Origin of the sequence: Ruegeria haliotis, from assembly GCF_013377785.1 — a bacterium.
Taxonomy (GTDB): domain Bacteria; phylum Pseudomonadota; class Alphaproteobacteria; order Rhodobacterales; family Rhodobacteraceae; genus Ruegeria; species Ruegeria haliotis.
This window is the reverse complement of sequence record NZ_JABXWT010000003.1, coordinates 198,264-225,186: the sequence shown is the minus strand read 5'-3', so window position 1 is coordinate 225,186 and position 26,923 is coordinate 198,264. Positions and strand designations below refer to the sequence as shown.

The window sequence follows — 26,923 nt, the reverse complement described above, 5'->3', positions numbered from 1 at the left end:
CAGAATACTGGAACCCCCGCGCCATACGGTCGCGGGGGTTTTTCATTGCAAACGGATGGTCCAATTGACCTCGGGCCAACCTTCCCTTCGGATCCGTTAACCAAGTGAGAGGTCGCTATACGTCAGGCCATCAACTGTGTCGCAGTGGCGCCGGTAATCGTTGCCCGCACAATCTGCCCCTCGGCCTGAGGCGTATCAAAGCTGACCTCGGTAAATTGCTCGGTGCGGCCCATATGGGCGTTTTCCATCAGAATGTGATGCGACTTGCCGATCTGGGCGTCCAAGTGTTTGGCGACCTGAACCGTTCCTGCTGTGCGCAGTCGCGCCGCACGTTCCTTGATGGTCTTGCCGTTCACCTTCTGTGGAATGCGGGCTGCAGGCGTTCCTTCGCGCTTGGAGTAGGGGAAGACATGCAACCAAGTCAGATCGCACTCGGTCACAAGCTTCAGAGAGTTCTCGAAATGGGCATCAGATTCGGTGGGAAACCCCGCGATGATGTCGGCCCCAAAAGTCATATCAGGGCGCAGCCTGCGCGCCTCTTCGGTGAAACGTATGGCATCGTCGCGCAAATGGCGGCGCTTCATCCGCTTCAGGATCAGATCGTCCCCATGTTGCAGGGACAGGTGCAGATGCGGCATCAGGCGCGGCTCGGACGCGATGGCTTGCATCAGGTTCTCATCCACCTCAATCGAGTCGATCGAACTGATGCGCAGGCGCGGCAGATCAGGCACCAGCTTCAAGATTCGCATAACCAGATCACCCAGCTTGGGCTGTGCCGGCAAATCCGCACCCCAAGAGGTCAGGTCAACACCGGTCAGAACAACCTCGTTGTACCCTTTGTCGACCAGGCGTTTGATCTGATCCACAACAACACCTGCGGGGACGCTGCGCGAGTTTCCACGGCCATAAGGGATTATGCAGAAGGTGCAGCGGTGATCGCAGCCATTCTGAACCTGCACATATGCGCGTGAGCGCGTGCCAAACCCGTCGATCAGATGGCCTGCGGTCTCGGTGACCGACATGATGTCGTCGACCTGAACCACTTCGGTCTGGCCAATGAAGTCTGCGGCCATGCCTTTCCAGGTTTCAGGCTGCATCTTTTCGGTGTTGCCAATGACCGCATCGACCTCATCCATCTGGGAAAAGGTCTGCGGTTCAGTCTGCGCGGCACAACCCGTGACGATCAGGCGCGCGTTGGGGTTTTCACGCCTCAGCTTGCGAATCTCTTGCCGGGCTTTGCGCACGGCCTCAGCGGTAACGGCACAGGTATTCACGATCACCGCGTCCTGCAGGCCCGCCTGCTGCGACAGCTCTTTCATCGCCTCGGTCTCATAAGCGTTCAGACGACAACCCAGAGTGGTGAATTTGGGCGGGCTCATCCCAGCGACTCCAGGAATTCAGACGTGAGCGTACCTGAAAACACGTGACAGGTCGGTCCGGTCATCCAGACTCCGTCTTCGCGCCAATCAATCCAGATCGTTCCGCCGTCAAGTTCGATCTGCACCTTGCGTCCGGTCAGTCCCCGTCGCGCGGCAGCAACAACCGTGGCGCAGGAGGATGAACCAGAGGCCAGTGTGATGCCCACTCCACGCTCCCAGACGCGCATGCGAATGTGGTCCTGGCCAATGATCTGCGCTACCTGAACATTGGTGCGCTCGGGGTAGAGCGGATGGTATTCATACCGCACGCCAAATTCTTCCAGAGGAATGGCCTCAGCATTCTCGACAAAGAAAGTGCAATGCGGATTACCCATTCCGGTCGCTGTTGGTGTGCCTTCGATCGGCAGCTCCAGCGTATCCACCTCTTCAGCCAGCGGAACCTCGCGCCAGTCCAACTGCGGTTGACCCATATTGACCGAGGTCAACCCGTTCCCAGCATCGCTGGCAAGCAATGTGCCCCGTTCGGTCGTCAATGTCAGTTCTGATTTACCGGCTTCATCCATCAGAAACCGCGCGATGCATCGGCTAGCGTTCCCACAGGCCGCCGAGGTCGAGCCGTCGGCGTTGTAGAACACCAGATGCGCATCTGCATCGCCATTTTCGATGACGGCCAGCTGATCGAAGCCTACACCGAACTGACGATGTCCAATTGCCTTGGCCAAAGCCGGGGTAACCCCTGCCTCCTGTGCGCGCGCGTCTACAATGACAAAGTCATTGCCCAGCCCGTGCATCTTCATGAAGGGCAAACCGGTGTCGTGTATCTGTTGCATGGCGGGCATATAACGTTGGTTAGGATATGAATCCACCCTGTCGCGCAGATTCCTGAAAAAAGGGGTTGACCCCCTCGCGTCACCTGCCTAATTAGGCCGCCTATCGGGGCGCTGATAACACTTAAAATATCAGCGAAACGAGGCGCAAAATAAGGTCTTGAACCCGGTTGGGGAATTGCTTTAGAGAGCGCCACGGATCAACAGATCCAAAAAAGAGTGGGCCGTTAGCTCAGTTGGTAGAGCAACTGACTTTTAATCAGTGGGTCGCAGGTTCGAATCCTGCACGGCTCACCACTTTTTTCAAAGGGTTAGCAAGAATAGGCGGGAATTTCTCACGTCTACAGCAACCACCTAGCAACCACGCGGCATAGATTGACGTAGAAACGTGTAGAAAACCGTTTCGTCGAACGCGTGGATTTCCTCTTTTGGTGAGTCAGTAAGGTATTGTTATTTTGATGCTTTTTGACAATTCGAAGAGTTTTTGGTACACTGACAAAGTACAGAGCGGCAAGTGACTGTCGCGTGCAACTTCCAAAATAGCACAGATAATTTGTACTGCGACGCTTAGAAAAGCAAAGCTTTGTCCGCCTGTACGTCATCACAACAATCAAAATCCTCAAAAAGCACAGGAGCTTTCCATGACGGACAGCAAAATCTCTTCGCATGTCAAATTGACAGCAGACATGTCCCCCGCTCAGAAGAACCAAGTATTGAACGACCACTTTCGAAAGACAGGTGAAGGTGGGGTTGTCATGATCTCAATGGGGGTACATCTGCTCGGCAGAGCCACCGTTGACATGATCATGAAACAACTCGCCGGAGACGCGGGTGACAAAAGTGTGGAACCCGGCGGAGAGCATGACGTTGGTTCAATCAAGGTCAACAATCGAACCATTGATTGGGAAATCAACTACTACAACAAAGACCTAGATGATGAGTCGCCTGACCCGACTGATCCACAGCAGACAACAAGGTATTTGGCGATTTTGCTTTCTACAGAGTACTGACTCATATGGCTCGTTTCCAATCAAGGAGGCGAGCCTAATTCCTTTTGCGTAAGCTAAAGTGCCGTCCGCGCTAGCTACTTACGAACGTAATCACTTCATCACCACCATATTGGTAGGTGAATCCAATGAGGTACTCTTGTGGTACTTCATACTCATGAGCGTATGACAACTGTTTTGCGAGGCGGCTTGCTTCTCCGGACTTTACCCATTTTTGATTGGGGTCTAGGCCCCGTAAACACATATAGAAAACAGTTCTCAAGTCATCTTCTTCGGAATCCTTTCGAAAGCGACCGCCGTTAGCTACGACCCGACGTTCCATTTCTTCTTTTAGGGCTGAAACCCAACCAGCGTTGTGACACTCGTCAACCAACTGATAAACTAGCCGCTTCAACACACTTTTGGCGTGATAGATGGGCGGCAACCCCATCTCTTCTTTCAGACCTTTGTAGAACTCTACAATCTGAGTAATTTCGACCAAGATGTCATCTATCACAATAGTGAACTCTTCGGTGCTTTCGGGAAAATCTACAAGGACTGCGTTCACGTCGAAATATGACCAATTGGGTTTCTTGTTGCGCGTACTCATGGAAGTCTCAATCATCCTACATTTAAGTTAGCACCACTATATTGCGACTTTTAAAAGTCTCAAGCAAATTTCTCTGATTCGGCAAATTCAGCTAACCTATTGATTATGAAGGTTAAATCATGATCGCTTTCTGTGGATTTTGTAGGATGCGTATGTCACCCTTACTGGGAGGGCTGAGTGTCAATTTCTATATCGGCAACCCAGCCTCTAACCACTGAAGGAAAATCGAAATGACCCAATCTATGGGACTAGGAGAGGTTTGCCAGGTCAAACCTAAGGGAGCGCTGGCTCCAGCTTTCTTGTCGGAAAAGCAAGCCGCATCTTACCTCAATATGTCAGTGCAATGGCTTAGGAAGTGTAGGTCGAACGGAACAGGGCCGACTTGGATGAAGTTTGGCCAAGCTATCCGTTATCCAGTTGCAGGACTTGAATACTACATCTCACAATCGAACCGAAAGTTCACTGGGGAGGATGTTGTCAAAGCTGATCAATGCCTCAAGACATCCAGAGATTGGAAAACCAACTTTGGTACCCGAGGTCGCGAGCACAGCTAGACCAGCACCGATTGAACACCCCAACAACTGCAATGTTGTAGATAATTGGTAGCAGGCTGACCGGAAACACTGAGGAACAACGCGCTTCCGGTCCGCTTGCACCAGATAACCCAAGTCAGTCTCAGACAATGACGTAACGGTCGCCAGTGTGGCCGATGTCTCAGTCGTGCCTGACGGACACTGAAAGCTACTACCAATGAAATCTAAGAACCAAAACTCAAAGGCCAAACCGGAACTAAAACGGACGGCCAAGAAGCAGCGCGAGAAGAAGGAAAAATGCAGTCATGCTTGTAAGGGAATGAAGAACACTGAAAAACAGTCTAAACAGTGGGATAAACTATCTAAACAGGGCACTTCTATACAGGATATAGACACTTTCCATCCTGAGACTGTCCTGAAATTCCCCAAGTATGACAATGATGCTGACCACAGCAAAAAGCGTCATCTCGAAGATTGCAAGAAGCAGAAAAAAACCATCTACCGGTGTTTTAAGTACCGCGTGTTTAAAAACACCAACAAAGACGATTTCTTAGCACTCGCTGGCTGCAAAAAGTTGTTCGCCGACCACATGCCCGCGTGTGATGTATACGCACGGTACAGACTCGGCAGACTTTTGATAGATGAATTTCAGAAACTGCTTCCGAAGTTGATATACGACCGCAACTCGAAAATGTTCATGGTAACCATCGTAGATGACAAACACCACGTCAACGAACGCGGTGGCACCTTTGAGGTGAGCGCATTCAAGGAAAAAGTTCAGTCGGCAATTCGCACGTATACATCCTTCGATGCTGTCGGAGTGATCGAAGTCCACCCTTTTGTGAACTACCCGTTCGAGAGCAAAGGTAAGTCAATCTCTCTGCACGCCCACCTGATATGCTGGGGGCGCGATGCCAAAGAGCTTAAGGTCCTCAAGAAGCGCGCTAAGGGTTTTAAAAGTAAGATCACCAGACTGCCAATTCACTCCAAGAAAATCGACAAAATCGAAGGTCATGTAAGTGGAGCTATACGGTACCTGCTCAAACCGCATTGCAAAGGAAAGGCGGTTGATCCTCGTAAGTTCGGTAAAGGTGAGCGATGCTTATACAATTCACGCGGGTTGAAACTACCCCATCATCTGCGTTTGTTTGAATTTGGGGCAAAGCTCCCGATTGTGCAGACAGTCTTTGGCGTAAACGATGGAGTAGCTGTCAGGAAGCGTGTCGTCGCCAAACTTGAGAGCTGGCACAAAGAAAGACCGGGCACCATGATCGAGCTTGAGCATCGAGTTTATCCGCTGTTTGAGACGTTCTTGGCAGATGACAAAAAGCTTAAGAACTATAGGCCGTTTGTCGTTAACTGGCGCAAGCCTTCACGGTGCAAGAAATCAAAACGTTAAAATTCAAGGCGGGGGTAATACCTCGCCTATAATCATATTTGTTGGACGGCCTGATGGAGCTCAAACCGGCCATTCCTACGCTATGCAGCTAAGGCTGGTTGGATCCTAACTTTGCCTGATACTGCGCTTCACTTGAGTGGCCGGTTTTCGGGAGACGTTGAGAACTTGCCAGAATCGGTCTCTGATTTACCGATCAACTAGCAGACTCCCGCCAAGAATGGATCACAAACAGTGATGGGTGTTGCTGACTAATTCTCTTCCGACCAAAAAATCTCACCGGGTCCATTCGTGCCCGGGAAGGCATATCCGAGTATCGTAACCGAGTTGACTACATCAATTATCAACTCACAAGTGCCAGTCTGAACTTGGGTCAAGAAGGCAACGTCTATCGGATCAATGAGCGACTTTTTCGACCTACGCTCCATATACTTCAAACGAGACGCGCCGGAGCCATTCGGCAAACCCCAAGACCCATGACAGAGTGCATTTCTCAGTTTAGCACCATCCCTCAACCTTTGTTCAAGTTGATCTACGTCTGCAACAGGTTTCGATGGATGGGCTTTGACCGACTTGATAAAGACGTCCGTCAATGGCCCCAAAGGATCGCTCAATGCCTTTTCCAGTTTGGCAATCCAGTCATCCGTTTCAGTCGCTATCTTGTCATCGGGAACTGGCACCGTTCCGGTAAAGAAGAAAATTGCGCGGCGCAATGTGTCTTCCAAGAAACCAAACGTCGCGACAGTACGCCCTAGCGCCTCCCAAAAGGCTGCATCATGGTTCTGCGTTGGAAAAAAATCGGGCAAATGCTCTTCGTCAATCAAGTAAGACATCTTGTATTCTCATCTGGAAACTTCAGCCCGACACTCGAAGAAAAAAGTTCTACTTTCAACGCCAATCTAATCAGTGGGAAAACTGCCATCTGCGTATCCCAATGCGCGCTGGTCTCTGGACTTCCTAGCTGACAGCTTCGGGGCATCCCGGAAATTCCGCATTCTGGCGCTGATAGACGATTGCACCCGCGAAAACCTGTGCCTGATTGCTGACACCAGCATCTCCGGCGCACGTGTTGCGCGTGAGCTGGATGCGCTGGTGCGGATCTACGGTAAAACACCAACCGCGGCTCAAATCATGGCAATGTTGCACTCCAGTTTCTTACTGCTTCAATCAATGCCTGAAACTTACTCGGGTTGAGAACAAAGTACCCGCCAGCCGCAGGAATGCTCCACTTGATCGCTGTATCAATTGCCAAATCAGCCTTCCGCCCCACCCAACTTAAGCAAGATTTCAAAGCATCCGTAAGCTTCTTTAACGTAGATAAAATTAATGACTTGTCCGGCTCCTCAGCCTCGGCTTGTTCGGCGATTTCATCGACCGCCGCCCAAATGATTGCATAGTTTTCTCGTAAGGAAGATGGCAGCTCAACTTCTTCGGGGGGGTTGTTTCCACCTATCCCTAGCCGACTGTCAGAGATTACTGCAGTCCGGTCTTTTTCTAGCTCAGACAATGATTGCCTTACAGAAAATAGAGCCTCGATTTTCTCTATCTCCCGAGCCACGTGTGCGGGCCCCGATTTCCAATCTTGATCAGATAGCGTTGAAGCAATCAAACCGCTCAGTTCCCAAGGCATAGGCTTGCCATCGTGGATTGCCTTGAACCATCTTAGCCAAAACCCCCATACGCCTTTGTCAGAAACAACTAGATCATCCAGGTTCGAGTAGTCACCCAAGACACTACTTGGGCGTCCATTAACGTCCCATAGCGGGGGCCACTCTCCTAAAGCCGCTACGTCTGATTTGGCTAGTTTGGCCGCATTTTCAGCACCAGCCAACCAAGCCAACTCCCAGAAACCTCCCCCATATTCAACTGAAGGGTCTGGCTCACTGAAGCCGACTGCCCAAGCTAGAGCATTGCTAATTGCATTCTCGGCAACTTCCCTTCTGAGAGATCCTGCCGGTGGCTGTTCATCTCCATACAAAACTTGATTTTGACTTGGATGCGGTGAGGCAAAAAACAACTGATCATTGTAAATCTGTTGGGCCGAACCTGCGTAGCTCACACTACCAAACGCAAAGCGTGCGGCTTTCCTAGCAGCGCCCAAATCGAAACTAGCAACGGTAGCAATGAGTAGGTGGTGCAACAACCGTAGAGTATTTTCTTGATCAAATGGCGCTTCCCCAATCGCTGCAGGAAATGATCTTAGAGCCATACGTGCTACAAACCGAACCCGAGTTTGTCGATCTTGTTGTGATAGCCAAGATCTAGCGCTCTCAGCGTCAATAATCTCAATCAAAATGCATTCCTATTGAAGAACCTCGACAGACTTGAACCCGTTTGCGTTTGGTGTTTCTCGCCAATAGTACTGCATGGGTTTCAAGCCTTTGGCTTGCTCTATCTTTGTAGATTGCCTCGTTAACCACAATCAACAACGTCGGATCGACGGCAAAAACTTCATACACGCAGACTGCCATTCATCGCTCCGAAGGATATAAACTGTGGCACATCACGCTGAACTAGTAGATGGTCGCGACACGCAACGCTGATCAAGAATACAGTAGTAACGCTACTTTTCGAAGCGATGCTAGTTTCTGAAATAGAATTGTGAGGCTGCGAAGCATGCGGGTATGTTTCGCGGTGTTTTGGCAATGTGACCGCGGTGATATTTATGGTTTTGCCATCTCGGTAAGTATTTTGCAGAACGCATCAATGCCGGTAGTTGCGTCTGCCCACCTCGCAAATTCAACCACATCCATCCGTCTTTCACCCGTTTCGGTCTTGGCGACGAACGACTGAACCGTGCCTAAACGTTCAGCAAGTGCAGCTTGAGTCAATCCTGCTTGGAGCCTGGATTCTCTAAGGCCAGCTATCAAAATTTGATGCTCTCTGGTTCTGAGGGATTTCAATGTCAGGTGCCGTATTGATCAGTCGTTGGCGACCTGATAATCCCAAGTTAGAATAATCCCATTTTGGAATAAGGCTGCCTAACTTGCTGAGAAATTTACTTACATTCCTTCTGCTTGCTTTCGCAAATATTGCCTCTGCTCAGACAGCAACGGAGCGTCACAACCTAGAAACTGCATACCGTTCCCTCGACCAAACTTCGCGCGAAACGGCGCAATTTGAGCTTCAACATCAGAACTTGTACTTACAGCAGATTGACGGCCTCTGGGGTGCTGGAACTGAGCGGGCTCTATTGGCCGCGTTGTTTATGTTGAACGAGGTTGGAACGGAGGTTTCGGTAGAGACGGAGACCGACGCACAACATTTCCTCGACTTCATTATAGCTGGTTCTGCACAAGGTCTCATTTTTGGTGAAGCTGATGAGCCTGATGAGAGTATCGGCTTGCCAAATTGGCTGGCAAACCACCTATCGTTTGACGCAAAGATCGCTGATTGGCGACATGCAACTTACCAGATCAAAGTCGCGTCTGCCGCAAACTACTACACCGCTTTGATTTCATCCGATGCCCAAGTTCAGCACCTGATCCAGTCCGGACAGTTGCAGATGATCGCGGAACGCATCGCCCCATGCATGGATGAAATGATCGAATTCGGTGTGCAGACCGGGCAAAAACGCGTGTCTGATCCTGTCTACCCTGATTTTTCGCAGGTGTGTGCAGCTTTGGTTCTTCAATAGACCCCAATACTTGCTGGTCTTTATCTAGTCCGAACCTTCTACCCCACTAAAACAGGATACGAAATGAAGTTCTTAATCGGCGCGGCCGCCATGATGGTCTGTTTCTATTTGGGCCAATCTATGCTTCGCAGTGGAATGCAGTTGAAGAGCAATGGTCATAAGATTAGCGGCTGGTTCCGCATAATCTGTTCAATCCAGTTCATACTAGGTCCACTGATCGGCATGGCGATGATTTTGTCCGCCAAGTAGCCACTGACCAACGAAATGGCCGAGCACAAGGGTGCATTGTGACTTGTGCTCGGCCGGGATTGATCAAGCCTCAAGTTCTGCACCCCGCTGAAAATGCGAACCAAGATTGCCACGGTGCACTAGCAGAAACCTCTGGCTCGAACAAACAGTCAATTCAGACATAAAAAGAGTAGTGAACGATGGCCTTAACAACCTGCTACGAATGCGAAGCAAAAATCTCCGACCAGGCCGCAGCCTGTCCCAACTGCGGCGCACCGCAACATGCGATTGAAGACAATGTATCTACGAAAAGCACTGCACATGAGCTTGTGAGGGTAGTGGCGGGTTTCGTGGTCGTGAGCTTTATCTTGACTTATGGCTTGAACTGGTTGTCCCAAGGTGAGCCGCCAAACCCTGTTGAAATGGTCACGGACCTCTTGCGACAAATGGATTTTGAAGTCGGCGATCTGGATTGCGAGAGTATCCACGATGAAGTCATGGCGCTTTCCAAAGAGCATGCAATTCAGAATAGTGGTGTCACGATGCAGGCCCTCGTGAACATATCGACGGAGTCTCAGTCGCCAAAGGAAGTCACATGCATAGGTCGCGCGACTTGGTCGAATAGCACCAACAGCAGGGTCGAATACTCAAAAACATACAGGGACGGGCAAGCTTGGCTTGAGTTCCAAGAACTGTTGTTTTGACGCCTCGCGTAGCCTCAAATGCTTTCGCACGAATACAAGGTAGCGAAAGTGCTAAGCCATTGTTGGCAGAGAGTAAGTGCTGAGCGGCATTCTAACGCGCAGAGCATGGTCGTTCAGCAATTTCACATAGCATTGCAGCATTGCCATTAAGTTTGTGCGTCAGCGCCGCGTCTCGTCATCTCAATTGGACAAAAGAGCCCTTTGCTGCCTTTTCTGTCGAACTTGGATGCTGTCAGTGCATTAGGCAGCTAGCAGTGCAAAGCAGGCCTTGGATTCCAGCACTTACTGCAGGGAGTAGTCATTCGCTTCATCCGCACAATACGATTCAACCCTTTCGAAAGCGAACCTTAGGCTCCAGGCTTAGGGCCACCGTCTTCTTTTTTGACCGGGCGTGGTTCACGGACCATCATTTGCTTTTCCTTGTGTTTTTTGGAGGTTTGGCAGGAGGCTTAGGTCGTGGCTTAGGTTTGGCCGGTGGAGACTTGCCTTCGTTCATAGCGCCGCTGCGGCCTTTTATGATTGGGTCGGGTTCTTTAGCCACGCGGAATTCTCCAATTTCGCATCTATTCCTAAATTACATTGAGGAACCTTGGCGCTATTCTCAAGTAAAAACCAGTAATTTAGTGTCTGCGGGTTCTGGTGCGTCCGCATGGTTAACTTCATGGTGCATAGATGTGATATTGATTATCCTTTCGATTCTGAAACGGAGCGTGCGTTGTGTCAAAGAAGGACGATGACAACCGAAATTTAGTCTTCGCTGAGGCCTATCGGCTTAGTGAACGCCGGCTTGAATCGCAGTTTACTTCCGCCCTTGCTGCTGATGGGCGCGCCATGGGATTTGCAGGATTATCCGTCGCAGCCGCCGCAGTATTGTGTGGGTTGGCCACAGATGCGCACGCCCCTATCGCACTTATCGTTGGCGCAGTCTTTCTGGTCATCGCAGCAGGCTTGTCTGCTTACAGCGCGCGGCCCGTGGATTTCTATTCCCCAGGCGCTCAATTCAATGATCTTGGCGATGATATGGAGAAGAACATCGATTATTCTGCTGTTCTTAAGGAACTTGGCGACTTCAATGACAAGCATTCATTGGCCAATGATAAACTTCTTGCTGGAAATTCCCGGTTTTTGAAAACGGCCATCTTTTGCGCTTTGCTGGGGCTCACAATCTCAATTGTGCCCCAAATACCGTCCGTTATGCATGACGCGAAAATAGAGCATGATGCGGAGATTGCTCCGGTCGAACCTGTCAGTGTTGCGCCGCAAGAATAGCGTTCGCCCCTAGGATGTAGACCTGCCCCATCTGGTCGCTTAAGGTACCTAGATTGTTAACTACTTTCTAGAGAGAACGCTATGTCAGACCCACGTGCATTTTTAAGCTTTGATTTCGACCACAATGCCAGTGACAAACTGCTTTTTGCAGGGCAGTCCAAGAACTCAAAAACACCCTTTTCCGTAGAAGATTGGTCTGCCAAAGCCTCAATGCCACAAGCACAGTGGGAAGCCTTGGTGAGCGCCAAAATCAACAAATGCAATATGGTGATTGTTCTTGTGGGCAAGACGATGGCGAGCGCAACGGGTGTTGCCAAAGAAATCGCGATGGCCAAAGACAATAATGTCCCAGTTTTTGGAGTCTATGTGGATGGTGCCAATACCACCAGTAATCTGCCCACTGGGCTACCGCGTGGGCGCGTCATTTCTTGGAGCTGGGACAATATTGCGTCTGCGATTAACCAAATGATGGGCGAAAAGAAGAATAAGTGAGCCAGTTATGAGAAAAGCACTTGTTGTTGGCATTAACGACTATCCCAATGCTCCACTTGATGGCTGTGTAAATGACGCCAATGCAATGGCAACGACCCTCGAGTACAACGGTGGAGGGTCGCGTAATTTTGCAGTTGAGGCGTTGCTCTCACCGGGCAATGAAGTTACGCGCGCTACACTTCGGGGTGCCATAGAAAAACTGTTCAGCGGTAGCCCTGATATGGCTCTGCTTTACTTCTCTGGTCACGGGTTCATCAAAAGCGACGGTGGTTATCTCGTCACAACGGACGCTCAGCAATACAGTGAAGGGTTGTCGATGAACGACGTCCTGCAAATCGCAAATGCCTCGAGTGCCCGCAACAAAGTTATCATTCTTGACTGTTGTCATGCCGGGGCCTTGGCAAAGCCGAATCTGGCGGGCTTGTCGATGACAACGTTGTCTGAGGGTTTAACAGTCCTGACGGCCAGTGCTGATGACGAGACTGCACTAGAAATCGATGGTGCTGGTGTATTTACCTCGTTGCTGGTTGATGCGCTTCAAGGTGGAGCCGCCGACATTCGCGGCAACATTACACCGGGATCTCTTTATGCCTATGTGGACGAAGCGCTGGGAGCATGGGATCAACGCCCGATCTTTAAGACCAACGTCTCTTCTTTTGCTGTTTTGCGCACAATTGGCCCCAAGGTCCCATTGGATACGCTTCGCAAGCTCACAGAGTATTTTGAGACGCCAGACACACATCACGATCTGGACCCAAGCTATGAATTCACTGAAGATTCGGCGAATCCCGACAATGTCGCAATTCTGAAAAACATGCAGAAATTTATGGCTGTCGGCCTTGTTTTGCCAGTTGACACCGAACATCTTTACTTCGCTGCTATGGAATCCAAGGCGTGCCGCTTAACCGCATTGGGATATCAATATTGGCGACTGGTGGCTGAAAAAAATCTTTAAGGCCAATCCGAAACGGTAGGTCTTTCCGAATTTTGGATGCCCCAAAATTGTGCAGCCATTGTATGTTCAATGACAGCACTGACTAGCTTTGCCGAGGCGTCATGAAGGTAAGTCGAAGGTCCGGTTTGGGCGTCCATTCGATATTGCGAAGTCCGGTATCTGCGCAAAGCTGCCATCCGTGATGTTTGCTGCTGCAAGTAAAGCGAATGTCTGCTTGGTGGCCACAGGCCCACGTCATTCAGAGCCTTATCAGACCTTAGAGGTATAAGTTCACCTCGCTTAAGCCGCACGTCGCGAACCGCACAAACCGGACACTCGCATGAGCCATGCTGGAACCGGGAAAATGCTGGGTAGGGACACGGCAAATGGTCCAGTAAAGCCGCGACACCCCTGCCGCCCGCCTATGCGGCGCGGCGATCATGTGTGCAGCGCCATTTTTGGGCTCAGCCTCATCGGGTTTGGCCTGCTCGCACTGTCAGGCTCACGCTCGATCAGTGCGGAATACCCGGCTTGCATTCCGGCGGGATTTCAGGCCAAGGATGGGCAAACAACCTTGAAGGGAATGGAAATGAAACGGATCGTGGCGCTCTTGCTGTCGGGCGTGTTGCTCGCATCCTGCTCGGAAATGAAGGATTATTACCCGGACGCGCAGACCGTTGAAATTGACGGGCGCAGCTTCTTTGTTGTGGCGCGGCCCGCCAATGGCGCGGGCGTCTATCTGGCCGGGCCGAATGAGCCGGGGTTGAATGAGGTCCTGCTGTCGTCCGACATGACCCTGCCGGTTGCCAATGTGGCGGCGATCGAAAAAGTCACGGGGTGCCCGGTGCTGCGGGAAACGATCCAGAACCAACAGGTCGGCACCACCTTCGCAGCGGTGCGCTGCAGCTGAAAAAACCGGAAAGTGGGCAAATTGAGCCCTTACGAGACTTTCACCGTCGTTCGGAGTTTCGAACATGCGGCATGTCGCGAACACTGCGGAAACCGGGCATTGGATGTACCGGTCAGGAAAGGCAAAATACCACAAACACTACCTATGAGAGAACGTAACGCGTGACTTTCATGGAAAACTCGTACTAGTGTCGCCGAAAGCAATTCGAGCAAAGCTAAGTGCCTGTTTCAGGTGGAACAAAACAGTGTCAAACAAACGACGAAATCTATCTAATGCGCAACAACTTGCTCTCATTTCACAAGTTGATCGCGTATGCCCTTTGGATGCGGAACCTCTGTTCTACACGAAGGGTCAAAAATCCTACAAAAATTACGAGATCGCGCACATTTACCCACTAAACCCGACGCCCTCGGAAGAAACTCTTTTGCAGTATGAAGAACGCCTTGGAAAAGACGTAAATGATGAAGACAATCTGATACCGCTTTGCAGCTTGTGTCACACTCAGTACGACAAGCCCCGAACAATTGAGGAGTATAGGGAGCTAGTTGCAATAAAAAAGAGGGCTATGGAACGAAGCGGACAAGAACAGCTTTGGAAAAAGCACCATATCGAGGAAGGCATACTAGAAATCGTTGACGCCATCTACTCTGATGCTGACGAGGACATTGAGGCGGAAATTATTTTCACTTCCGTAAAGGTCGACGAGAAACTCAATGACAGTATTTCCAAGCCTACTCGGAGAAAAATCAAAAGCAATGTAAGCTACTACTATACGTTTGTCAGAGAGAAGCTAGCTCTACTTGACTTGGCTGGTGATTGCACTTCCGAGATCATTTCCTCCCAAGTTAAAACGTTTTACCTCACTCAAAAAAGTAAAGGTGTTAGTCAGCAAGCTGTATTTGAAAATATCGTCAATTGGTTAGACGCCAAAACAAAATCCGAAACAAAAGACGCTGCAGAGATTATTGCCTCGTTCTTCATCCAAAACTGCGAGGTGTTTGAGTGATTTGCCCCGACAAATTTACATCTATTGACAACTCCATTATCGGAAAATCCTCCAGATTGCTCATGGACGTCGGAACAAAAACAACAGTTGGCCAGTTGCGAACTGAAACAGCCAAGCAGTTTCCAGACGTGGCGGAGTTTATCTTAGCCTTGGACACGCTTTTTGCACTCCGCAAAATCGACTTCGACGAGAGCACGGGAATAATTACCTATGTTGACTGAAATCCGTTGTAACAAATTCAAGACGGGAACTATTAAGTTTCACCCCGGTTTTAATGTCGTTCTCGGCGACCAGGCCGCCACCAACTCTATCGGGAAGTCCAATCTACTGATGATCGTTGACTTCGCCTTTGGCGGAGACAGCTTTCTTCGGCACAACAGCGATGTTCCCAAAGAACTGGGGCATCACGACTATCGCTTTTGCTTCCGGTTCGGAGACAAACTTGTCCACTTTGTTCGAAACACCGCCACACCAAACCTAGTTCACCAGCTATCGGAGGATTCGGAGGATGAGACACCTATTTCAATAGAAGACTATAGAACCTTCCTGAAGGCTGCATACTCTTTGGACGACGTGAAGCTAACATTTCGATCCATAACGTCTCCTTTTTCCCGTATATGGGGTAAAGACAACTTAGATGTGAAGCAACCGCTACATTCACACGCCAAAGAAACGTCCGCCAGTCGGATAGACAACCTGATTAAGCTCTACAAAAAGTACGACGAGATAGAAGCATTGTCGGATTCCGTGAGGAATCTCGCCGACAAGAAAAAGACGGTCAACAGCGCATACAAACAGAACTTAATTCCCAAAAGCACCAAATCAGAATACAAAAACAACCTACAATTATTGTCAGAAGTTGACGCCGAAATCAAAGACATCAAAAACAACTTGGCCAAGTATGCGATTAGCATTGGTGAAATTGTAAACCGCGAGGTTTTGGAGTTAAAAGAAACTAGAGACGCGTTGCTAGGTGAAAGAGACAGATTGTCTGCCAATCTCTCTAGGGTGAAGCGAGACTTAAGCAAAAATAGGTACATAAAGAGCAAGGCGTTCAAGAACCTTGAAAAGTTCTTTCCTGAAGCAAACTTTGATAGATTTGGTCAAATTGAAACCTTTCACTCTAAGATTGCTAGCATTCTTAGAGACGAGCTTAGGGCCAGTGAAAAAGAACTGACTAAAGGTGTTCAAGAGATCGAAAATTCTATCGCTTCCGTAGATCTAGAGATTAGCGAAGCACTCGGGAATGTCGACGAACCCACGGTCATTGTTGATAGAGTCCACGAATTAGCTGTCCGACGCAGTAACGCTACGAGAGAGATAGATTACTTTGAAACTGACAAAGATGTGACGGAAAATCTACGCGACGAACGGATGCGCCTAGCCGAAGAGAGAAACTCCATCTCGGCCCATATCTCCAACATCATAAACAACAAAATCAGAAAGCTAGTAGACGACGTTTATGACGAGCATAGAAAGAGTCCGACGCTGGAAATCGCCAACAATAGCTACAGTTTCTCTGCTGTTGAAGACACTGGGACGGGTAAAGCGTATTCCAACTTAATTTTGCTGGATCTGGCGATCCTCCAAACTACCGTCCTCCCATTTGTTATACATGACTCGGTACTCTTTAAGAACATCGAAAACGAGGCAGTGGCCCGTCTAGTAGAACTTTATGTTTCGTTCAACCGTCAGACCTTTATCGCAATTGACGAAATACAAAAATATGGCGCGAAGGCTGAAGCAATATTGACAAAACAAAAAGTGATACAGCTTTCTAATGAAAACCAACTCTACATAAAGGACTGGAGAAGCTAGCGGCAATGAGCCGCTTCTGCAACTTTTCAATGTCTGTTTTCCTAGGCAAAGCTGCCGTCAACCACTACTAGTGCTGCAACCGCAGCGAATGTCCGCTTGGGTGGCCAACTCTCCTAAATTCCGCGCCAAGCTGTCCCGATTGTTCTGTCCCTATGTCCCGAAGACCACGCCTGGCAATAGCCAAAAGCGCAGCTTTTTAGTAAGGGTTTTACCTTTGTTCCTTTGTATTTACTTGCTTCTTCGTCGAAGTCGCCGAAGATTGGAGTCGTCTGAACGACCAAAAAAACTGCGAGGCATTAATGGGTAAAGCGGGAGAGCAGCATGACTGGCCAGTGGGCTCGTCATTCAGAACTAAGGTTGTAGAAGTATTTGATCCGAACATCGTGCATCTAACCAAACTTTTAGATACAGATAACCAACATGGAGTTTATCGCGATCTGACAGATGAAGTTTGCTATGTGCAACTGACATATCGGAATGACCCGTCTTACTCCATTGTCCGGTGTATGGGGAGGCATGGAGCCAAAGAACTTATGAAGGCCGCCGGGAAACCCCCAAGTCTTCATTCGCTTTACAATCCGTTTGAAGAGGCAGGCAACGTGGATGGTGCTGCTGCTTTAGGCGACCATGAGGCCGGAGGTGGTGGGCGAACATCATTGTCCAACTGGAATGCCGAAGTGAGAGACGCAATCGGTTTGTTCTACCTAGTTTTTCCTCCAAAAGAACTTAAGCCAGAATGGCCTAGCACAAAGTTCCTGCGCGACATTAGGGAAAGCCCAGAAGTTGATGTATTGCCACGGGATCGTGTAGCAAAGGCCATTAACACGATCTACCTTCGGCACAAAACAACGGTTGATGAACTCTACGAAACGATTGAAGCTCGTGGTCGGCACTGCAGACTACGAACTTTCCCGCAAATCAATGCGGAACTACAGAGACATCAGAACGTTGCAGCCGAGGAAATCTGTGTTTGGTAACCCTCGCTGTCATCGGCTCTTGAACTGATAACCGTAGCGCGGCGAACGGCAGCTCAGTGGCCCGACCTCGCTCAGGAGTTGTCAAGTTGTCCGGGAAATTGTGGCCACCAAGTCTATTTAGTTTCGGCAAACAATATGCTTCGACCGTAGCCGCAGGTAAGAAATGTTTGCCCAGCGCTGAGACTGGGCATCTTAAGTGTCCATCATCATCGAGCTTTGTGTCTATCCGATAGAGCCACCAACAGCATTGCCAATTGCGTTGGCCGCAGCCAATGCAGGATCGCTGTCTACGTGTGCATAACGCGCCGTCGTTTGGGTTTGCGTATGGCCGAGCAAGCGGCCGATGACCGGGAGACCAACACCTTGGCCGACTGCAATACTTGCTGCGGTGTGGCGCAGATCATGTATCCTGATACCTTTCAGTTCTGCCGCCCCGCAGATTAACTTCCAAGGTTTTGACAAGTTAACTAGCGGGGAATTCAGCTTCTTGCCGGGAAAAACGTAAACTGAATCAGGGTCGCGGGTAGTGACCTTCTGTGATTGTAAGACCTGAAGTGCGCTATCCCCCAAGAACAGTGGTTTTGCCCCGGTTTTGCTATCGGGCAGAGAGATTCGCTTCTGTTCCCAGTTGACCCAGCCCCACTCACACTTGGCGATTTCGTTCCTTCGGGCACCTGTCAGCAATAGGAGCCTGATTAGATTGGCTACATCCGGCCAAATTGCGCCTTCATCTACCAGATCGCGCATTGCTTTACCGAGCCGTTCCAGTTCGGGGTCGGACAAGAACCGTTCCCGAGATTGCTCTTCAAACTTCTTAACATAGCGGCATGGGTTGGTTCCTTGCTCTCGCCACTCCCATGCTTCGCATCTGTTCATCAACGACGACAACAAGGCCAGCATCCGGTTTGCCAGATATGGGGTATCACTCAACGACTGATGCAAGCGGCTTACGTCTGAACGCGACACATCTACTGCTTTGGTGCTACCCAACTTTGGGCCAATGTGCCGCTCCCAGCATGAGGTATAGTCTCGGATGGTCGCGGGCTTCTTGTTGGCCAGCTCCTCGCGTTCGAATTTCTCCCATGCATCTAAAAGCTTTGGTGCGCCGCGTATGGCTAGTCTTTCTCCCTGCGGATCTGCTCCACGTTTCACGGCCGCCAATATTTGTCGCGCGTGCTCTTTTGCTTGGTCGAACGGGATTTGGCCATGAATGCCAATCGTCACCCAGCGTTGTTTGGCACTGCGCCCACCACCGTAAGAGCGGTATTTTACGACGTACCGCTTTGAGCCGGTCGGCAAAAGTCTCACGCCAAAGCCGGATAGCGTGCCATCCCAAAGATAAAGTGTCTTATCTTCGCGGCATGTGGCGTTGTCGATTTGTCGTTTAGTCAATTTCATCAGCTTTGGTTCCTCAAAACAGCCACAGCAACCACCTAGCAACCACCGGGCATAGCACTTTGTGACAAACAGTATGAGGAGAGTGTGGGTGAATCTCAATAAAAACACAGGTATTTCAAATGGTTATGCACCAATATAGCGCAACGTAGAAAACCGTAGAAAAGCCATTTGAACTAACTTTTAATCAGTGGGTCGCAGGTTCGAATCCTGCACGGCTCACCACTTTTTCAATGGGTTAGCAAGAATAGGCGAGATTTCCTCACGCCTACGGCAACCACCTAGCAACCACGCGGCATAGATTGACGTAGAAACGTGTAGAAAACCGTTTCGTTGATGGCTTGTGTTTTCTTTTTTGTTGAGGTCGTAAAGCATTGTTATTTTGATGCTTTTTAACACTTTGTAGAGTTTTCGATACACTGACAACCTACAGCGCGGCAATTGCACAGTTGCATGCAAATTCCCGAAGGCGCAGAAAAGCGTAGCTTTGTTTGCCTGTACACAATCAAAAAACTCTAACTCAAAAAGCACAGGAACTATCCATGACGGATAGCACTCTTTCAACGCATGGCAAGTTGACGGCAGACATGTCACCCACCCAGAAGAACCAAGTTTTGAACGATCATCTTCGAAAGACGGGGGAAGGTGGAATTGTCATGATCTCTATAGGGGTAGGCGACGTCGAGAAGCACGCCTTAGACACTCGGGCGACGACCGTTCGGCTCGTTTCAAAGGCCGTATTCTCACCAAAACTGTTTGGCTTATGTGTGTCGATGGACCAAAGATCTGGGTGAAAGCGCCGACCCAAAAATCTGCCCGTTCGGCTTTCAATGGAAAAGTGGTGCCGCTGATAGGACTCGAACCTACGACCCCATCATTACGAATGACGTGCTCTACCAGCTGAGCTACAGCGGCAACCTTGTTGGCATCTGCGCAAAACGCTATCGCAACCGGATGCGACGGCTCGTTTAAACGCTCAGAACACTGTGCGCAAGCCTCGATATGGCAACGCCTCTTGCGCCTTTGTGCCGAAATTCAACCCGCTTTCCACAGATGTAGATACTCGGACCATCTCGTTTCATGAGAAAACAAACCTCATCAACGCGATAGGTGATCTGGCAACAGGGATTCAGATGAAGCTTGACGCATAGTCAATATTTCGGTATTTCATGAAATATGACAAAAGAAGTTACTGACCAACTGGCAATTCTGGGCCACCCGCAGCGCATCACCGTGTTTCGCATGTTAATGCGACGGTATCCTGACACGGTTCCTGCCGGAGAGCTGGCATCCGAGCTGGGTATCAAACCCAGCACCATGTCGAACTACCTCAACGCGTTGCAACGATCGGGGTTGGTGTCTCAGAAAAGGGAGGGAACTTCCCTGCTCTATTCGATTGAAATGACGGCCGTGCAGCAGATGCTGGATTTCCTGATCGTCGATTGTTGCCGTGGTCGCCCGGACCTCTGCATGCCATTCACTCAGGGTAATGCCCCCATAACAGACCGGACATTCAACGTGCTGTTCATCTGCGTGGGAAATTCAGCCCGCTCAATCTTTGCAGAGTCGCTGCTGCGCGACATCGCAGGGGAAAGGTTCAACGTGTTTTCCGCTGGCACGAAGCCCAATTCCGATCTGAACCCGTTTGCCATGCAAGTATTGAAGGACAAGGGGCATGATACCTCGGCCCTGCGATCCAAGCATATCTCGGAATTCATCGGGCCGGATGCGCCGGAAATGGATTTCGTCTTTACCGTCTGCAATCAGGCCGCAAACGAGGATTGCCCGGCGTGGGATGGCCAACCGATCAGCGGCCATTGGGGCATGGTCGACCCAGTCAGAACAAAAGGCACCGATGCCGAAAAAGGCCTGGCTTTCCAAAATGCCTATGGCGCGCTCAAGCGCCGGATCGAGGCTTTTACTTCATTGCCGGTCAAAAGCCTCGACCGGATTGCGTTGCAAACTGCTGTCGATGACATCGGCAGATCGCCTGTCGAGGACATGAAATGACAACCTACGCTGTGAACGGTCTGGGTCGGATCGGAAAGCTGGCCCTGAAGCCGCTGCTGGAAAAAGGAGCCCGGATCGCCTGGATCAACGATACGGTCGGCGACCCGGAAATGCACGCGCATCTGCTGGAATTCGACAGTGTTCACGGGCGATGGGATGCCACGTTTGAGCATGACACGGATAGCGTCACGATCAACGGCGCGCACCTGCCATACATCGGAACCAAGGACCTTAATGCGCTGCCGCTGGACGGGGTTGATGTGGTCATCGACTGCACCGGTGTCTTCAAGACCGAGGCCAAGCTAGAACCCTATTTTGAGGCTGGCGTGAAGAAAGTCGTGGTCTCGGCCCCGGTCAAGGACGGCCCAACCGCAAATATCGTCTATGGCGTCAACGAGAATACCTTTGATCCGTCCGCGCATCACATCGTGACGGCGGCCTCGTGCACCACCAACTGCCTTGCCCCGGTGGTGAAGGTGATCCATGAAAATCTGGGAATCCGTCACGGGTCCATGACCACGATTCACGATGTGACCAACACCCAGACCATTGTGGACCGCCCGGCCAAAGACCTGCGTCGCGCGCGCTCGGCATTGAATTCGCTGATTCCGACCACGACCGGATCTGCCACCGCCATCACACTGATCTACCCCGAGCTCAAGGGCCGTTTGAACGGCCACGCCGTGCGGGTCCCGCTGCTGAACGCCTCGTTGACCGATTGCGTCTTTGAAGTTGAGCGTGAGACAACGGTCGAAGAAGTGAATGGCTTCTTCAAAGCCGCTGCCGAGGGCGATCTGCACGGTATTCTAGGCTATGAAACCCGCCCACTGGTATCGACCGACTATACCAATGACAAACGGTCATCGATCATAGATGCACCGTCGACCATGGTGGTGAACGGCACCCAGGTAAAGATTTACGCGTGGTACGACAACGAAATGGGCTATGCGCATCGTCTGGTCGATGTGGCGCAGATGGTCGGGAACACGCTGTGACCGAAAGGCACGAGGGTCTGTCAGCGTATATCGCCGTCACGGCGGCTTATTGGGCCTTCATGCTGACCGATGGTGCGCTCAGGATGCTGGTGCTGCTACATTTTCACATGATGGGCTTTTCACCCGTTCAGCTGGCCTATCTGTTTGTGCTGTACGAGATCGCCGGGATGGGTACGAACCTTGCCGCCGGCTGGATCGCAGCGCGGTTCGGGCTGACCCTGACCCTCTATGCAGGGTTGGGGCTACAGGTGGTGGCACTTCTGGTGCTGACACAGCTCGATCCCACCTGGGCCATACCAGCCAAGGTTGTCTTTGTCATGATCGTACAAGGTGCTAGCGGAGTGGCCAAGGATCTGGCCAAGATGTCCTCGAAATCCGCCGTGAAGCTACTGGCCCCACCCGAAGACGGAGCGTTGTTTCGTTGGGTCGCCATCTTGACCGGGTCAAAAAACGCCGTGAAAGGGCTGGGCTTTCTGCTCGGTGCAGGGTTGCTGGCAACACTCGGATTTACATGGGCCGTTCTTGCCATGGCCGCGGTTTTGTCCGTGATCCTGATCGCGGTTTTCCTGTTCATGCCGCCTGGCCTGCCCAAAGGGCGCAAGGGTGCAAAATTCTCTGAAGTGTTTTCCAAATCGGCCAATGTGAACTGGCTGTCTGCGGCGCGGGTCTTCTTGTTCGGGGCCCGGGACGTGTGGTTTGTGGTCGGCATCCCGATCTATTTCTACGCGGTGCTTTCGGACGGAACCGAGGATGGGAACCGGGCCGCCTTTTTCATGATCGGTACCTTCATGGCGGGCTGGATCATCCTTTACGGGGGCGTTCAGGTCAGCGCACCACGAATATTGCAAGCCTCTGAGCGCTCGGAAGGTGACCTGATCCGCGCCGCACGCAATTGGGCGGCGGTGCTGATTTGCGTTCCTACCGCCCTGACCGCCGCTGTTTTGCTATCATCTGGCCCTCAGCCCTGGCTGACTATGACACTGGTCATCGGGCTTTTGGCCTTTGGCGCCATTTTCGCGATCAATTCCGCACTGCACTCCTATCTGATTCTGGCCTTCACACAGGCCAAGCGGGTCACGATGGATGTCGGTTTTTATTACATGGCAAACGCCACCGGACGGCTGATCGGCACCCTCCTGTCCGGTTTGACCTATCAGATCGGAGGGCTACCGTTGGTGCTGGGGACTGCGACCGTCATGGTGGCGCTGGCGACGTTGACATCCGAAAAGTTGAACGCGGAGGACATTGGGGCCGTGCACTGAGTATTTTCGATTGAACTCTAGCGAAGCTCTGGCCACGGTGGTCGGTATTCTGATCGAGGTCTCAGTGATGTTATCGCTGGTCACGTTCGCCAACCGCACCCGATTTCCTAAGGCTGCACGACAGATGAGCTGGCGACCCCGGCAGGATTCGAACCTGCAACCTGCCCCTTAGGAGGGAACCGTTCATAGCGTTATTCCTTCTTTGATTTCTGTTGCTTGGGTGTTTGTACAGGGTCGTCCTGTACATGGTTTGTACGAAAACGGGCCCTGACATCGGCCTCATCCGTCTCCGCATGAGCGTAAATGCGCATAGGCAAATTGGGGCCTGACCAGCGGCCAGCCTTGGCCGCTGTGACCGGATCGACCCCCTGTCGCACAACCAATTCTGTAAAGAACCCGTGCCGCCCTGCTGGGTGCGAGGAAAGGTACTTGATGCCCGCACGCTTGCAGATGGTCTTCCATCGGGTGTTGTAGCCAGTCGAGCTGCCATAGCCGAACACACGCGGTTTCATGAATTTGCCAGTCTTGCGGTTCTTTGGCCGTTTCGGTGGCAGGGCCAGCAGCTCGTCCATCATTTCAGGCGAAACAGTTATCCAGCTTTCAGGGTGGCCTTTCTGAGCCTTCACCCTGACCTTGTTTTCGGCGGGCCGCAGATCGTCTGGCTCCAATGACACGGCCTGATCGATCCGCGCGGCCGTCTCGAACATGAACCGGACCAATGCGGCGTTGTAAGTATCGGCTGCCCGACAGAAGGCTTCTATCCATTCCCTGTCCGCTGGAGTGCGCTCGACGCGGCTTGGCTTCCCTCTGCGCTTATCCTGCGCAATCCGCTCAAACCTGTCATAGGGCTTCACTCGGATCAGAGGTGTTCCAATCAACTCGTGCGCGTTGTTGATCACTGCACTAGCAGGCGTGACAATCTCCCGCCACCACGTGTCGGTTGAGGCCATCGGTTTCCATTTTGGTCCGAGCCCCTTCAACAATGCGCCCGAGATTGCATTCAGCGGCGTATCGCCAATTTCTTGCACAATCGGAATGAGCCTTTCGGCATCATCTTTCGATGCGTTGTACAGCAAGATAGCATCAGAGAATGTCTTGCTGACTTCGTCGCCGACCACATGGCGGCGTATCTGTAATTCTGTCTCAAGCGTTATCCAGTCCCGCGCGCCTGCTTCTGTAGATGCCTTAGTGCTTCGCCGGTATGGGCCTGCGATGCGCCTGCCGTTGTACTCGACCCAACCCTTTGCCCAATAGAAGCGACCCCTCTTGTAGATCTCGAGCGGCATGCCTGGCCTCCTTCAAAAATCGTATCGATCTGCGCGGGCGTGATCAGCATGGTCCGCCCAAGCCGATAGAATGCGCCGGTGTCATTTGCCCGTTCGCGCAAGGTGCGCTCGGAAATTTCAATCTCTCGCTCAGCCATGATCTCAACCCATTGAGCTGGGGTTTTGCCAAGTCCCAGGATTTGCGAGCTGTCTGATTTTTCAATTTCTGCCATTTCATTCGTCCTTGTCCGCTAGGTGTGAATAGGTTTGCCGCATGGAATCGCTTGTTCAGCACCATCTGACGTGTTCAGATGGGATTAACCGTAATAGTTCGTCATTTTTTGCGATATTCGCGAAAAATTACGAAGTCGTCAATTGGAAATCGAAGATGGCGCAAAAACATGCTGATTTGTTTGCTGCTATGGGTGCGCGTCTGACCATTGCTCGCAGTGAAGTCGGCATTTCGCAGGCAGCTATGGCGGAGGCTATTGGCGTCTCCCCACGCGCCTACCATAGCTACGAGAAAGGCCAGCGCGGCATTCCAGTGGAGGCCCTGATAGCAATGGGCGAACGGTTCGAAGTCGATGTGCCTTGGTTATTGCTAGGTACAAACGCCATCAGAGCCGGACACGACTTCAACGCACTCAAAGAGATTGAAAGCTCGCTGGATCAGCACCTCAACGCAGAGGGTATCAAGATCAAAAGCGAAAAACGCGGGGCAATCGTAGCGCGCTGGTATGAGTCGCACGTCAAGGGTCGTGAAGTAACGGATGACGACGTTCACACATGGATCGAGCTTGTTAGGGAGTAGAGAAATGAAGAAACCGAGCGAAAACTGGAAGCGTATCCGTCGGGCGGCTTTGGAACGTGCACAACGAACCGCAATCGATCCGCTGTCGCCGATATACAACATATATTCGGGCGTCTGTGCCCTGTATCTCGCGGGCTTTCTTCATTTCAAATTCTTCGACTACGGCACCGATTTCAGTTGGTTCACAGCATGCCTAATCATCTGTGTTGCCGTGGCGGGCGTTCTTGTCCCAGTGCTAACAGGCTCAGTTCTTACCTTGCATTTCGCGAGCAAGAAATTGGAGCATTTGATTGTTGAGTGAGCAAAGCAAAAAACTTCATTTCAGAACTCTTTGGGCATGTCGGGAACTACCTAGTGCGGTTGAGACTAGGCTCCAACTTGTCTGTCCGGGAGGCCATTTCGCGTGACGTTCGGAGTTTTCATTCACCGGACAGACTCAGTCTACGATGACGTTCCATCGGAACGATATCAGTTCCCGAAAAAGTACCTGACCCGTGTGCAAAAGTGCGAAGGCGACTGGATCGTCTATCTTGAACCCACGAAGGTGAAAAACACCAAAGGCTACTTCGCCGTCGCCAAGGTACAAGAGATCATAGCAGACCCTCGCAGCGCTGATATGTATTTGGCTATCATCGAATCCGGGACCTATCTCGACTTTGGCGACCCGGTTCCATTCCGGGATACTGACGGCATCATCGAGCAAGGCGTCTTGAATGACCTTGGGAATATTTCCGGACGTGCTCAGGCTGCGGTACGGCCGCTTTCGGCAGAGGATTTCGCCCGCATCGTGGAGCGCGGGCTTGGGCAAGACGATGATTTTCTGCCTCGCGTCGATCAGACAAATCAAATGCCCGGCTTCCAAGACTCGCAGATACCTTTTCAGCATCTCGCAGCGCGGGATCGCGTCAATCAGTTGACCAACCGCGTCGTGCGCGACCGCAACTTCAGAAAGAATGTTCTTCGCGCTTATGGTGAACGTTGTGCGATCACCGGGCTGCGCCTGATCAATGGAGGCGGACGTGCCGAAGTTGAAGCAGCCCATATCAGGCCAGTAGAACGCGACGGCCCCGATATCGTGAGCAATGGGCTAGCGCTGTCTGGAACAGCTCACTGGATGTTTGACAGAGGTTTGGTCGGGCTGGCTGATGATTTTTCCATTCTAGTGTCGAGGCAAAGCAACGACCTGGAAGCCGTGACAGCGATGATCAATTCCTCAGGTAAGCTCTTGATACCTGAACGTCCGGCCAACCGACCAAGAGCTGGATTTATGACTTGGCACCGAGAGAATTGCTTCAAGCACTAATTGTATAAAGTCACGCTCTGCCAGGCTCGGAGCTGATGTCTGGGTTGCTCCAGGTAGAGATCTACAAATCAACAGTCTCGCCATGAGAACAAGGTACACGAGCTTGGCTAAGATGTGCCCGCAGTCTAGGGTGACCTGCATTACAGAAAAAGAGATATTAGGTTAAGGGGTTCAAT

27 protein-coding genes, 2 tRNA genes and 1 pseudogene are annotated in these 26,923 nt (G+C 51.1%); 21 read left to right on the top strand and 9 right to left on the bottom strand.

Annotation, left to right across the window (positions count from 1 at the left end):
- Positions 1-122: 122 nt before the first annotated feature.
- Both mtaB and dapF read right to left on the bottom strand, forming a co-directional pair.
- Entirely contained in the window at positions 123-1,379 is a 1,257-nt protein-coding gene (gene mtaB, locus HW561_RS09615; RefSeq protein ID WP_176864091.1) for a tRNA (N(6)-L-threonylcarbamoyladenosine(37)-C(2))-methylthiotransferase MtaB, read from the bottom strand.
- Entirely contained in the window at positions 1,376-2,218 is an 843-nt protein-coding gene (gene dapF, locus HW561_RS09610) for a diaminopimelate epimerase (protein WP_176864089.1), read from the bottom strand. Before dapF ends, mtaB begins: the two co-directional genes overlap by 4 nt.
- Before the next feature lie 209 nt (positions 2,219-2,427).
- On the opposite strand from dapF, the gene HW561_RS09605 reads away from it, so the two are divergent.
- Both HW561_RS09605 and HW561_RS09600 read left to right on the top strand, forming a co-directional pair.
- A tRNA-Lys gene (locus tag HW561_RS09605) sits at positions 2,428-2,503 on the top strand.
- Between the two features lie 344 nt (positions 2,504-2,847).
- On the top strand, positions 2,848-3,216 hold the full coding sequence (locus HW561_RS09600) for a DUF3768 domain-containing protein (RefSeq protein WP_235962851.1): 369 nt from the start codon (positions 2,848-2,850) through the stop codon (positions 3,214-3,216).
- A gap of 70 nt (positions 3,217-3,286) precedes the next feature.
- On the opposite strand, the gene HW561_RS09595 is transcribed toward HW561_RS09600, so the two are convergent.
- Positions 3,287-3,802, bottom strand: a complete 516-nt coding sequence (locus HW561_RS09595; RefSeq protein WP_176864087.1) for a hypothetical protein — start codon at positions 3,800-3,802, stop codon at positions 3,287-3,289.
- Positions 3,803-4,032: 230 nt separating this feature from the next.
- On the opposite strand from HW561_RS09595, the gene HW561_RS24280 reads away from it, so the two are divergent.
- Both HW561_RS24280 and HW561_RS09590 read left to right on the top strand, forming a co-directional pair.
- Positions 4,033-4,356 (top strand): helix-turn-helix domain-containing protein, encoded by a 324-nt coding sequence (locus tag HW561_RS24280; RefSeq protein ID WP_408015368.1) that lies wholly within the window; start codon positions 4,033-4,035, stop codon positions 4,354-4,356.
- A gap of 196 nt (positions 4,357-4,552) precedes the next feature.
- Complete coding sequence (locus HW561_RS09590; RefSeq protein WP_176864085.1) at positions 4,553-5,734, top strand: hypothetical protein; 1,182 nt, start codon at positions 4,553-4,555, stop codon at positions 5,732-5,734.
- A 248-nt stretch (positions 5,735-5,982) separates the two neighbouring features.
- Here HW561_RS09590 and HW561_RS09585 read toward each other — a convergent pair whose 3' ends face one another.
- Positions 5,983-6,564, bottom strand: coding sequence for a hypothetical protein (locus HW561_RS09585; RefSeq protein ID WP_176864083.1), 582 nt, complete (start codon positions 6,562-6,564; stop codon positions 5,983-5,985).
- 97 nt (positions 6,565-6,661) lie between these two features.
- On the opposite strand from HW561_RS09585, the pseudogene HW561_RS09580 reads away from it, so the two are divergent.
- Positions 6,662-6,841, top strand: a pseudogene (locus HW561_RS09580) (IS3 family transposase); the annotation flags it as partial.
- A gap of 19 nt (positions 6,842-6,860) precedes the next feature.
- On the opposite strand, the gene HW561_RS09575 reads toward HW561_RS09580, so the two are convergent.
- Both HW561_RS09575 and HW561_RS09570 read right to left on the bottom strand, forming a co-directional pair.
- Positions 6,861-8,024, bottom strand: coding sequence for a hypothetical protein (locus tag HW561_RS09575; protein WP_176864081.1), 1,164 nt, complete (start codon positions 8,022-8,024; stop codon positions 6,861-6,863).
- Positions 8,025-8,394: 370 nt separating this feature from the next.
- Positions 8,395-8,601 carry a helix-turn-helix domain-containing protein gene (locus HW561_RS09570; RefSeq protein ID WP_268952739.1) on the bottom strand — a complete coding sequence of 69 codons (207 nt, stop codon included), beginning with the start codon at positions 8,599-8,601 and terminating at the stop codon, positions 8,395-8,397.
- Positions 8,602-8,717: 116 nt separating this feature from the next.
- On the opposite strand from HW561_RS09570, the gene HW561_RS09565 reads away from it, so the two are divergent.
- The 10 genes from HW561_RS09565 (at position 8,718) to HW561_RS09525 (ending at position 17,706) form a co-directional block, all read left to right on the top strand.
- Positions 8,718-9,368 carry a hypothetical protein gene (locus tag HW561_RS09565; RefSeq protein ID WP_176864077.1) on the top strand — a complete coding sequence of 217 codons (651 nt, stop codon included), beginning with the start codon at positions 8,718-8,720 and terminating at the stop codon, positions 9,366-9,368.
- 428 nt (positions 9,369-9,796) lie between these two features.
- Entirely contained in the window at positions 9,797-10,300 is a 504-nt protein-coding gene (locus HW561_RS09560) for a zinc ribbon domain-containing protein (RefSeq protein ID WP_176864075.1), read from the top strand.
- Between the two features lie 717 nt (positions 10,301-11,017).
- Positions 11,018-11,569 (top strand): hypothetical protein, encoded by a 552-nt coding sequence (locus HW561_RS09555; RefSeq protein ID WP_176864074.1) that lies wholly within the window; start codon positions 11,018-11,020, stop codon positions 11,567-11,569.
- Positions 11,570-11,650: 81 nt separating this feature from the next.
- Positions 11,651-12,061 carry a TIR domain-containing protein gene (locus HW561_RS09550; protein ID WP_176864072.1) on the top strand — a complete coding sequence of 137 codons (411 nt, stop codon included), beginning with the start codon at positions 11,651-11,653 and terminating at the stop codon, positions 12,059-12,061.
- 7 nt (positions 12,062-12,068) lie between these two features.
- Positions 12,069-13,016, top strand: a complete 948-nt coding sequence (locus HW561_RS09545; protein WP_176864069.1) for a caspase family protein — start codon at positions 12,069-12,071, stop codon at positions 13,014-13,016.
- 319 nt (positions 13,017-13,335) lie between these two features.
- Entirely contained in the window at positions 13,336-13,905 is a 570-nt protein-coding gene (locus HW561_RS09540) for a hypothetical protein (protein WP_176864067.1), read from the top strand.
- A gap of 244 nt (positions 13,906-14,149) precedes the next feature.
- Positions 14,150-14,911: an ABC-three component system protein gene (locus tag HW561_RS09535; protein WP_176864065.1), complete on the top strand. Its 762-nt coding sequence runs from the start codon at positions 14,150-14,152 to the stop codon at positions 14,909-14,911.
- Positions 14,908-15,132 carry an ABC-three component system middle component 7 gene (locus HW561_RS24275; protein ID WP_408015367.1) on the top strand — a complete coding sequence of 75 codons (225 nt, stop codon included), beginning with the start codon at positions 14,908-14,910 and terminating at the stop codon, positions 15,130-15,132. The genes HW561_RS09535 and HW561_RS24275 overlap by 4 nt, the downstream gene beginning before the upstream one ends.
- The gene (locus tag HW561_RS09530) at positions 15,122-16,729 is read left to right on the top strand and encodes a DUF2326 domain-containing protein (RefSeq protein ID WP_176864063.1); all 1,608 of its coding nucleotides are present in this window, start codon (positions 15,122-15,124) and stop codon (positions 16,727-16,729) included. The genes HW561_RS24275 and HW561_RS09530 overlap by 11 nt, the downstream gene beginning before the upstream one ends.
- A 299-nt stretch (positions 16,730-17,028) precedes the next feature.
- Positions 17,029-17,706, top strand: coding sequence for a hypothetical protein (locus tag HW561_RS09525; protein WP_176864061.1), 678 nt, complete (start codon positions 17,029-17,031; stop codon positions 17,704-17,706).
- 222 nt (positions 17,707-17,928) lie between these two features.
- Here HW561_RS09525 and HW561_RS09520 read toward each other — a convergent pair whose 3' ends face one another.
- Positions 17,929-19,104 carry a site-specific integrase gene (locus HW561_RS09520; protein WP_176864059.1) on the bottom strand — a complete coding sequence of 392 codons (1,176 nt, stop codon included), beginning with the start codon at positions 19,102-19,104 and terminating at the stop codon, positions 17,929-17,931.
- Between the two features lie 836 nt (positions 19,105-19,940).
- Positions 19,941-20,016 (bottom strand) — tRNA-Thr (locus HW561_RS09515).
- A 261-nt stretch (positions 20,017-20,277) separates the two neighbouring features.
- Between HW561_RS09515 and HW561_RS09510 the strand changes: the two genes are divergently transcribed.
- The 3 genes from HW561_RS09510 to arsJ are packed head-to-tail and all read left to right on the top strand — an operon-like array spanning position 20,278 to position 23,368.
- Complete coding sequence (locus HW561_RS09510) at positions 20,278-21,111, top strand: arsenate reductase/protein-tyrosine-phosphatase family protein (RefSeq protein ID WP_176864057.1); 834 nt, start codon at positions 20,278-20,280, stop codon at positions 21,109-21,111.
- Positions 21,108-22,106: an ArsJ-associated glyceraldehyde-3-phosphate dehydrogenase gene (locus HW561_RS09505; RefSeq protein ID WP_176864055.1), complete on the top strand. Its 999-nt coding sequence runs from the start codon at positions 21,108-21,110 to the stop codon at positions 22,104-22,106. Before HW561_RS09510 ends, HW561_RS09505 begins: the two co-directional genes overlap by 4 nt.
- Complete coding sequence (arsJ, locus tag HW561_RS09500; protein ID WP_176864053.1) at positions 22,103-23,368, top strand: organoarsenical effux MFS transporter ArsJ; 1,266 nt, start codon at positions 22,103-22,105, stop codon at positions 23,366-23,368. The genes HW561_RS09505 and arsJ overlap by 4 nt, the downstream gene beginning before the upstream one ends.
- A gap of 191 nt (positions 23,369-23,559) precedes the next feature.
- Here arsJ and HW561_RS09495 read toward each other — a convergent pair whose 3' ends face one another.
- Entirely contained in the window at positions 23,560-24,654 is a 1,095-nt protein-coding gene (locus tag HW561_RS09495) for a tyrosine-type recombinase/integrase (protein ID WP_176864051.1), read from the bottom strand.
- Positions 24,655-24,907: 253 nt separating this feature from the next.
- On the opposite strand from HW561_RS09495, the gene HW561_RS09490 reads away from it, so the two are divergent.
- The 3 genes from HW561_RS09490 (at position 24,908) to HW561_RS09480 (ending at position 26,747) form a co-directional block, all read left to right on the top strand.
- Positions 24,908-25,444, top strand: coding sequence for a helix-turn-helix domain-containing protein (locus HW561_RS09490; RefSeq protein WP_235962849.1), 537 nt, complete (start codon positions 24,908-24,910; stop codon positions 25,442-25,444).
- Positions 25,445-25,448: 4 nt separating this feature from the next.
- Entirely contained in the window at positions 25,449-25,745 is a 297-nt protein-coding gene (locus HW561_RS09485; RefSeq protein ID WP_176864049.1) for a hypothetical protein, read from the top strand.
- A gap of 243 nt (positions 25,746-25,988) precedes the next feature.
- Entirely contained in the window at positions 25,989-26,747 is a 759-nt protein-coding gene (locus HW561_RS09480; protein WP_328803270.1) for an HNH endonuclease, read from the top strand.
- The last annotated feature ends 176 nt before the right edge of the window (positions 26,748-26,923 follow it).

What these genes read in the sequence shown, in the direction of transcription:
- HW561_RS09600 (WP_235962851.1), top strand. Translation starts at nt 2,848, where the DNA reads ATGACGGACAGCAAAATCTCTTCGCATGTCAAATTGACAGCAGACATG.
- HW561_RS09520 (WP_176864059.1), bottom strand. Translation starts at nt 19,104, where the DNA reads ATGAAATTGACTAAACGACAAATCGACAACGCCACATGCCGCGAAGAT.
- HW561_RS09485 (WP_176864049.1), top strand. Translation starts at nt 25,449, where the DNA reads ATGAAGAAACCGAGCGAAAACTGGAAGCGTATCCGTCGGGCGGCTTTG.
- HW561_RS09590 (WP_176864085.1), top strand. Translation starts at nt 4,553, where the DNA reads ATGAAATCTAAGAACCAAAACTCAAAGGCCAAACCGGAACTAAAACGG.
- HW561_RS09525 (WP_176864061.1), top strand. Translation starts at nt 17,029, where the DNA reads ATGGGTAAAGCGGGAGAGCAGCATGACTGGCCAGTGGGCTCGTCATTC.
- HW561_RS09560 (WP_176864075.1), top strand. Translation starts at nt 9,797, where the DNA reads ATGGCCTTAACAACCTGCTACGAATGCGAAGCAAAAATCTCCGACCAG.
- HW561_RS24280 (WP_408015368.1), top strand. Translation starts at nt 4,033, where the DNA reads ATGACCCAATCTATGGGACTAGGAGAGGTTTGCCAGGTCAAACCTAAG.
- HW561_RS09540 (WP_176864067.1), top strand. Translation starts at nt 13,336, where the DNA reads ATGAGCCATGCTGGAACCGGGAAAATGCTGGGTAGGGACACGGCAAAT.
- HW561_RS09495 (WP_176864051.1), bottom strand. Translation starts at nt 24,654, where the DNA reads ATGCCGCTCGAGATCTACAAGAGGGGTCGCTTCTATTGGGCAAAGGGT.
- HW561_RS09505 (WP_176864055.1), top strand. Translation starts at nt 21,108, where the DNA reads ATGACAACCTACGCTGTGAACGGTCTGGGTCGGATCGGAAAGCTGGCC.
- HW561_RS09530 (WP_176864063.1), top strand. Translation starts at nt 15,122, where the DNA reads ATGTTGACTGAAATCCGTTGTAACAAATTCAAGACGGGAACTATTAAG.
- HW561_RS09595 (WP_176864087.1), bottom strand. Translation starts at nt 3,802, where the DNA reads ATGAGTACGCGCAACAAGAAACCCAATTGGTCATATTTCGACGTGAAC.
- mtaB (WP_176864091.1), bottom strand. Translation starts at nt 1,379, where the DNA reads ATGAGCCCGCCCAAATTCACCACTCTGGGTTGTCGTCTGAACGCTTAT.
- dapF (WP_176864089.1), bottom strand. Translation starts at nt 2,218, where the DNA reads ATGCCCGCCATGCAACAGATACACGACACCGGTTTGCCCTTCATGAAG.
- HW561_RS09550 (WP_176864072.1), top strand. Translation starts at nt 11,651, where the DNA reads ATGTCAGACCCACGTGCATTTTTAAGCTTTGATTTCGACCACAATGCC.
- HW561_RS09545 (WP_176864069.1), top strand. Translation starts at nt 12,069, where the DNA reads ATGAGAAAAGCACTTGTTGTTGGCATTAACGACTATCCCAATGCTCCA.
- HW561_RS09585 (WP_176864083.1), bottom strand. Translation starts at nt 6,564, where the DNA reads ATGTCTTACTTGATTGACGAAGAGCATTTGCCCGATTTTTTTCCAACG.
- HW561_RS09510 (WP_176864057.1), top strand. Translation starts at nt 20,278, where the DNA reads ATGACAAAAGAAGTTACTGACCAACTGGCAATTCTGGGCCACCCGCAG.
- HW561_RS09490 (WP_235962849.1), top strand. Translation starts at nt 24,908, where the DNA reads ATGGAATCGCTTGTTCAGCACCATCTGACGTGTTCAGATGGGATTAAC.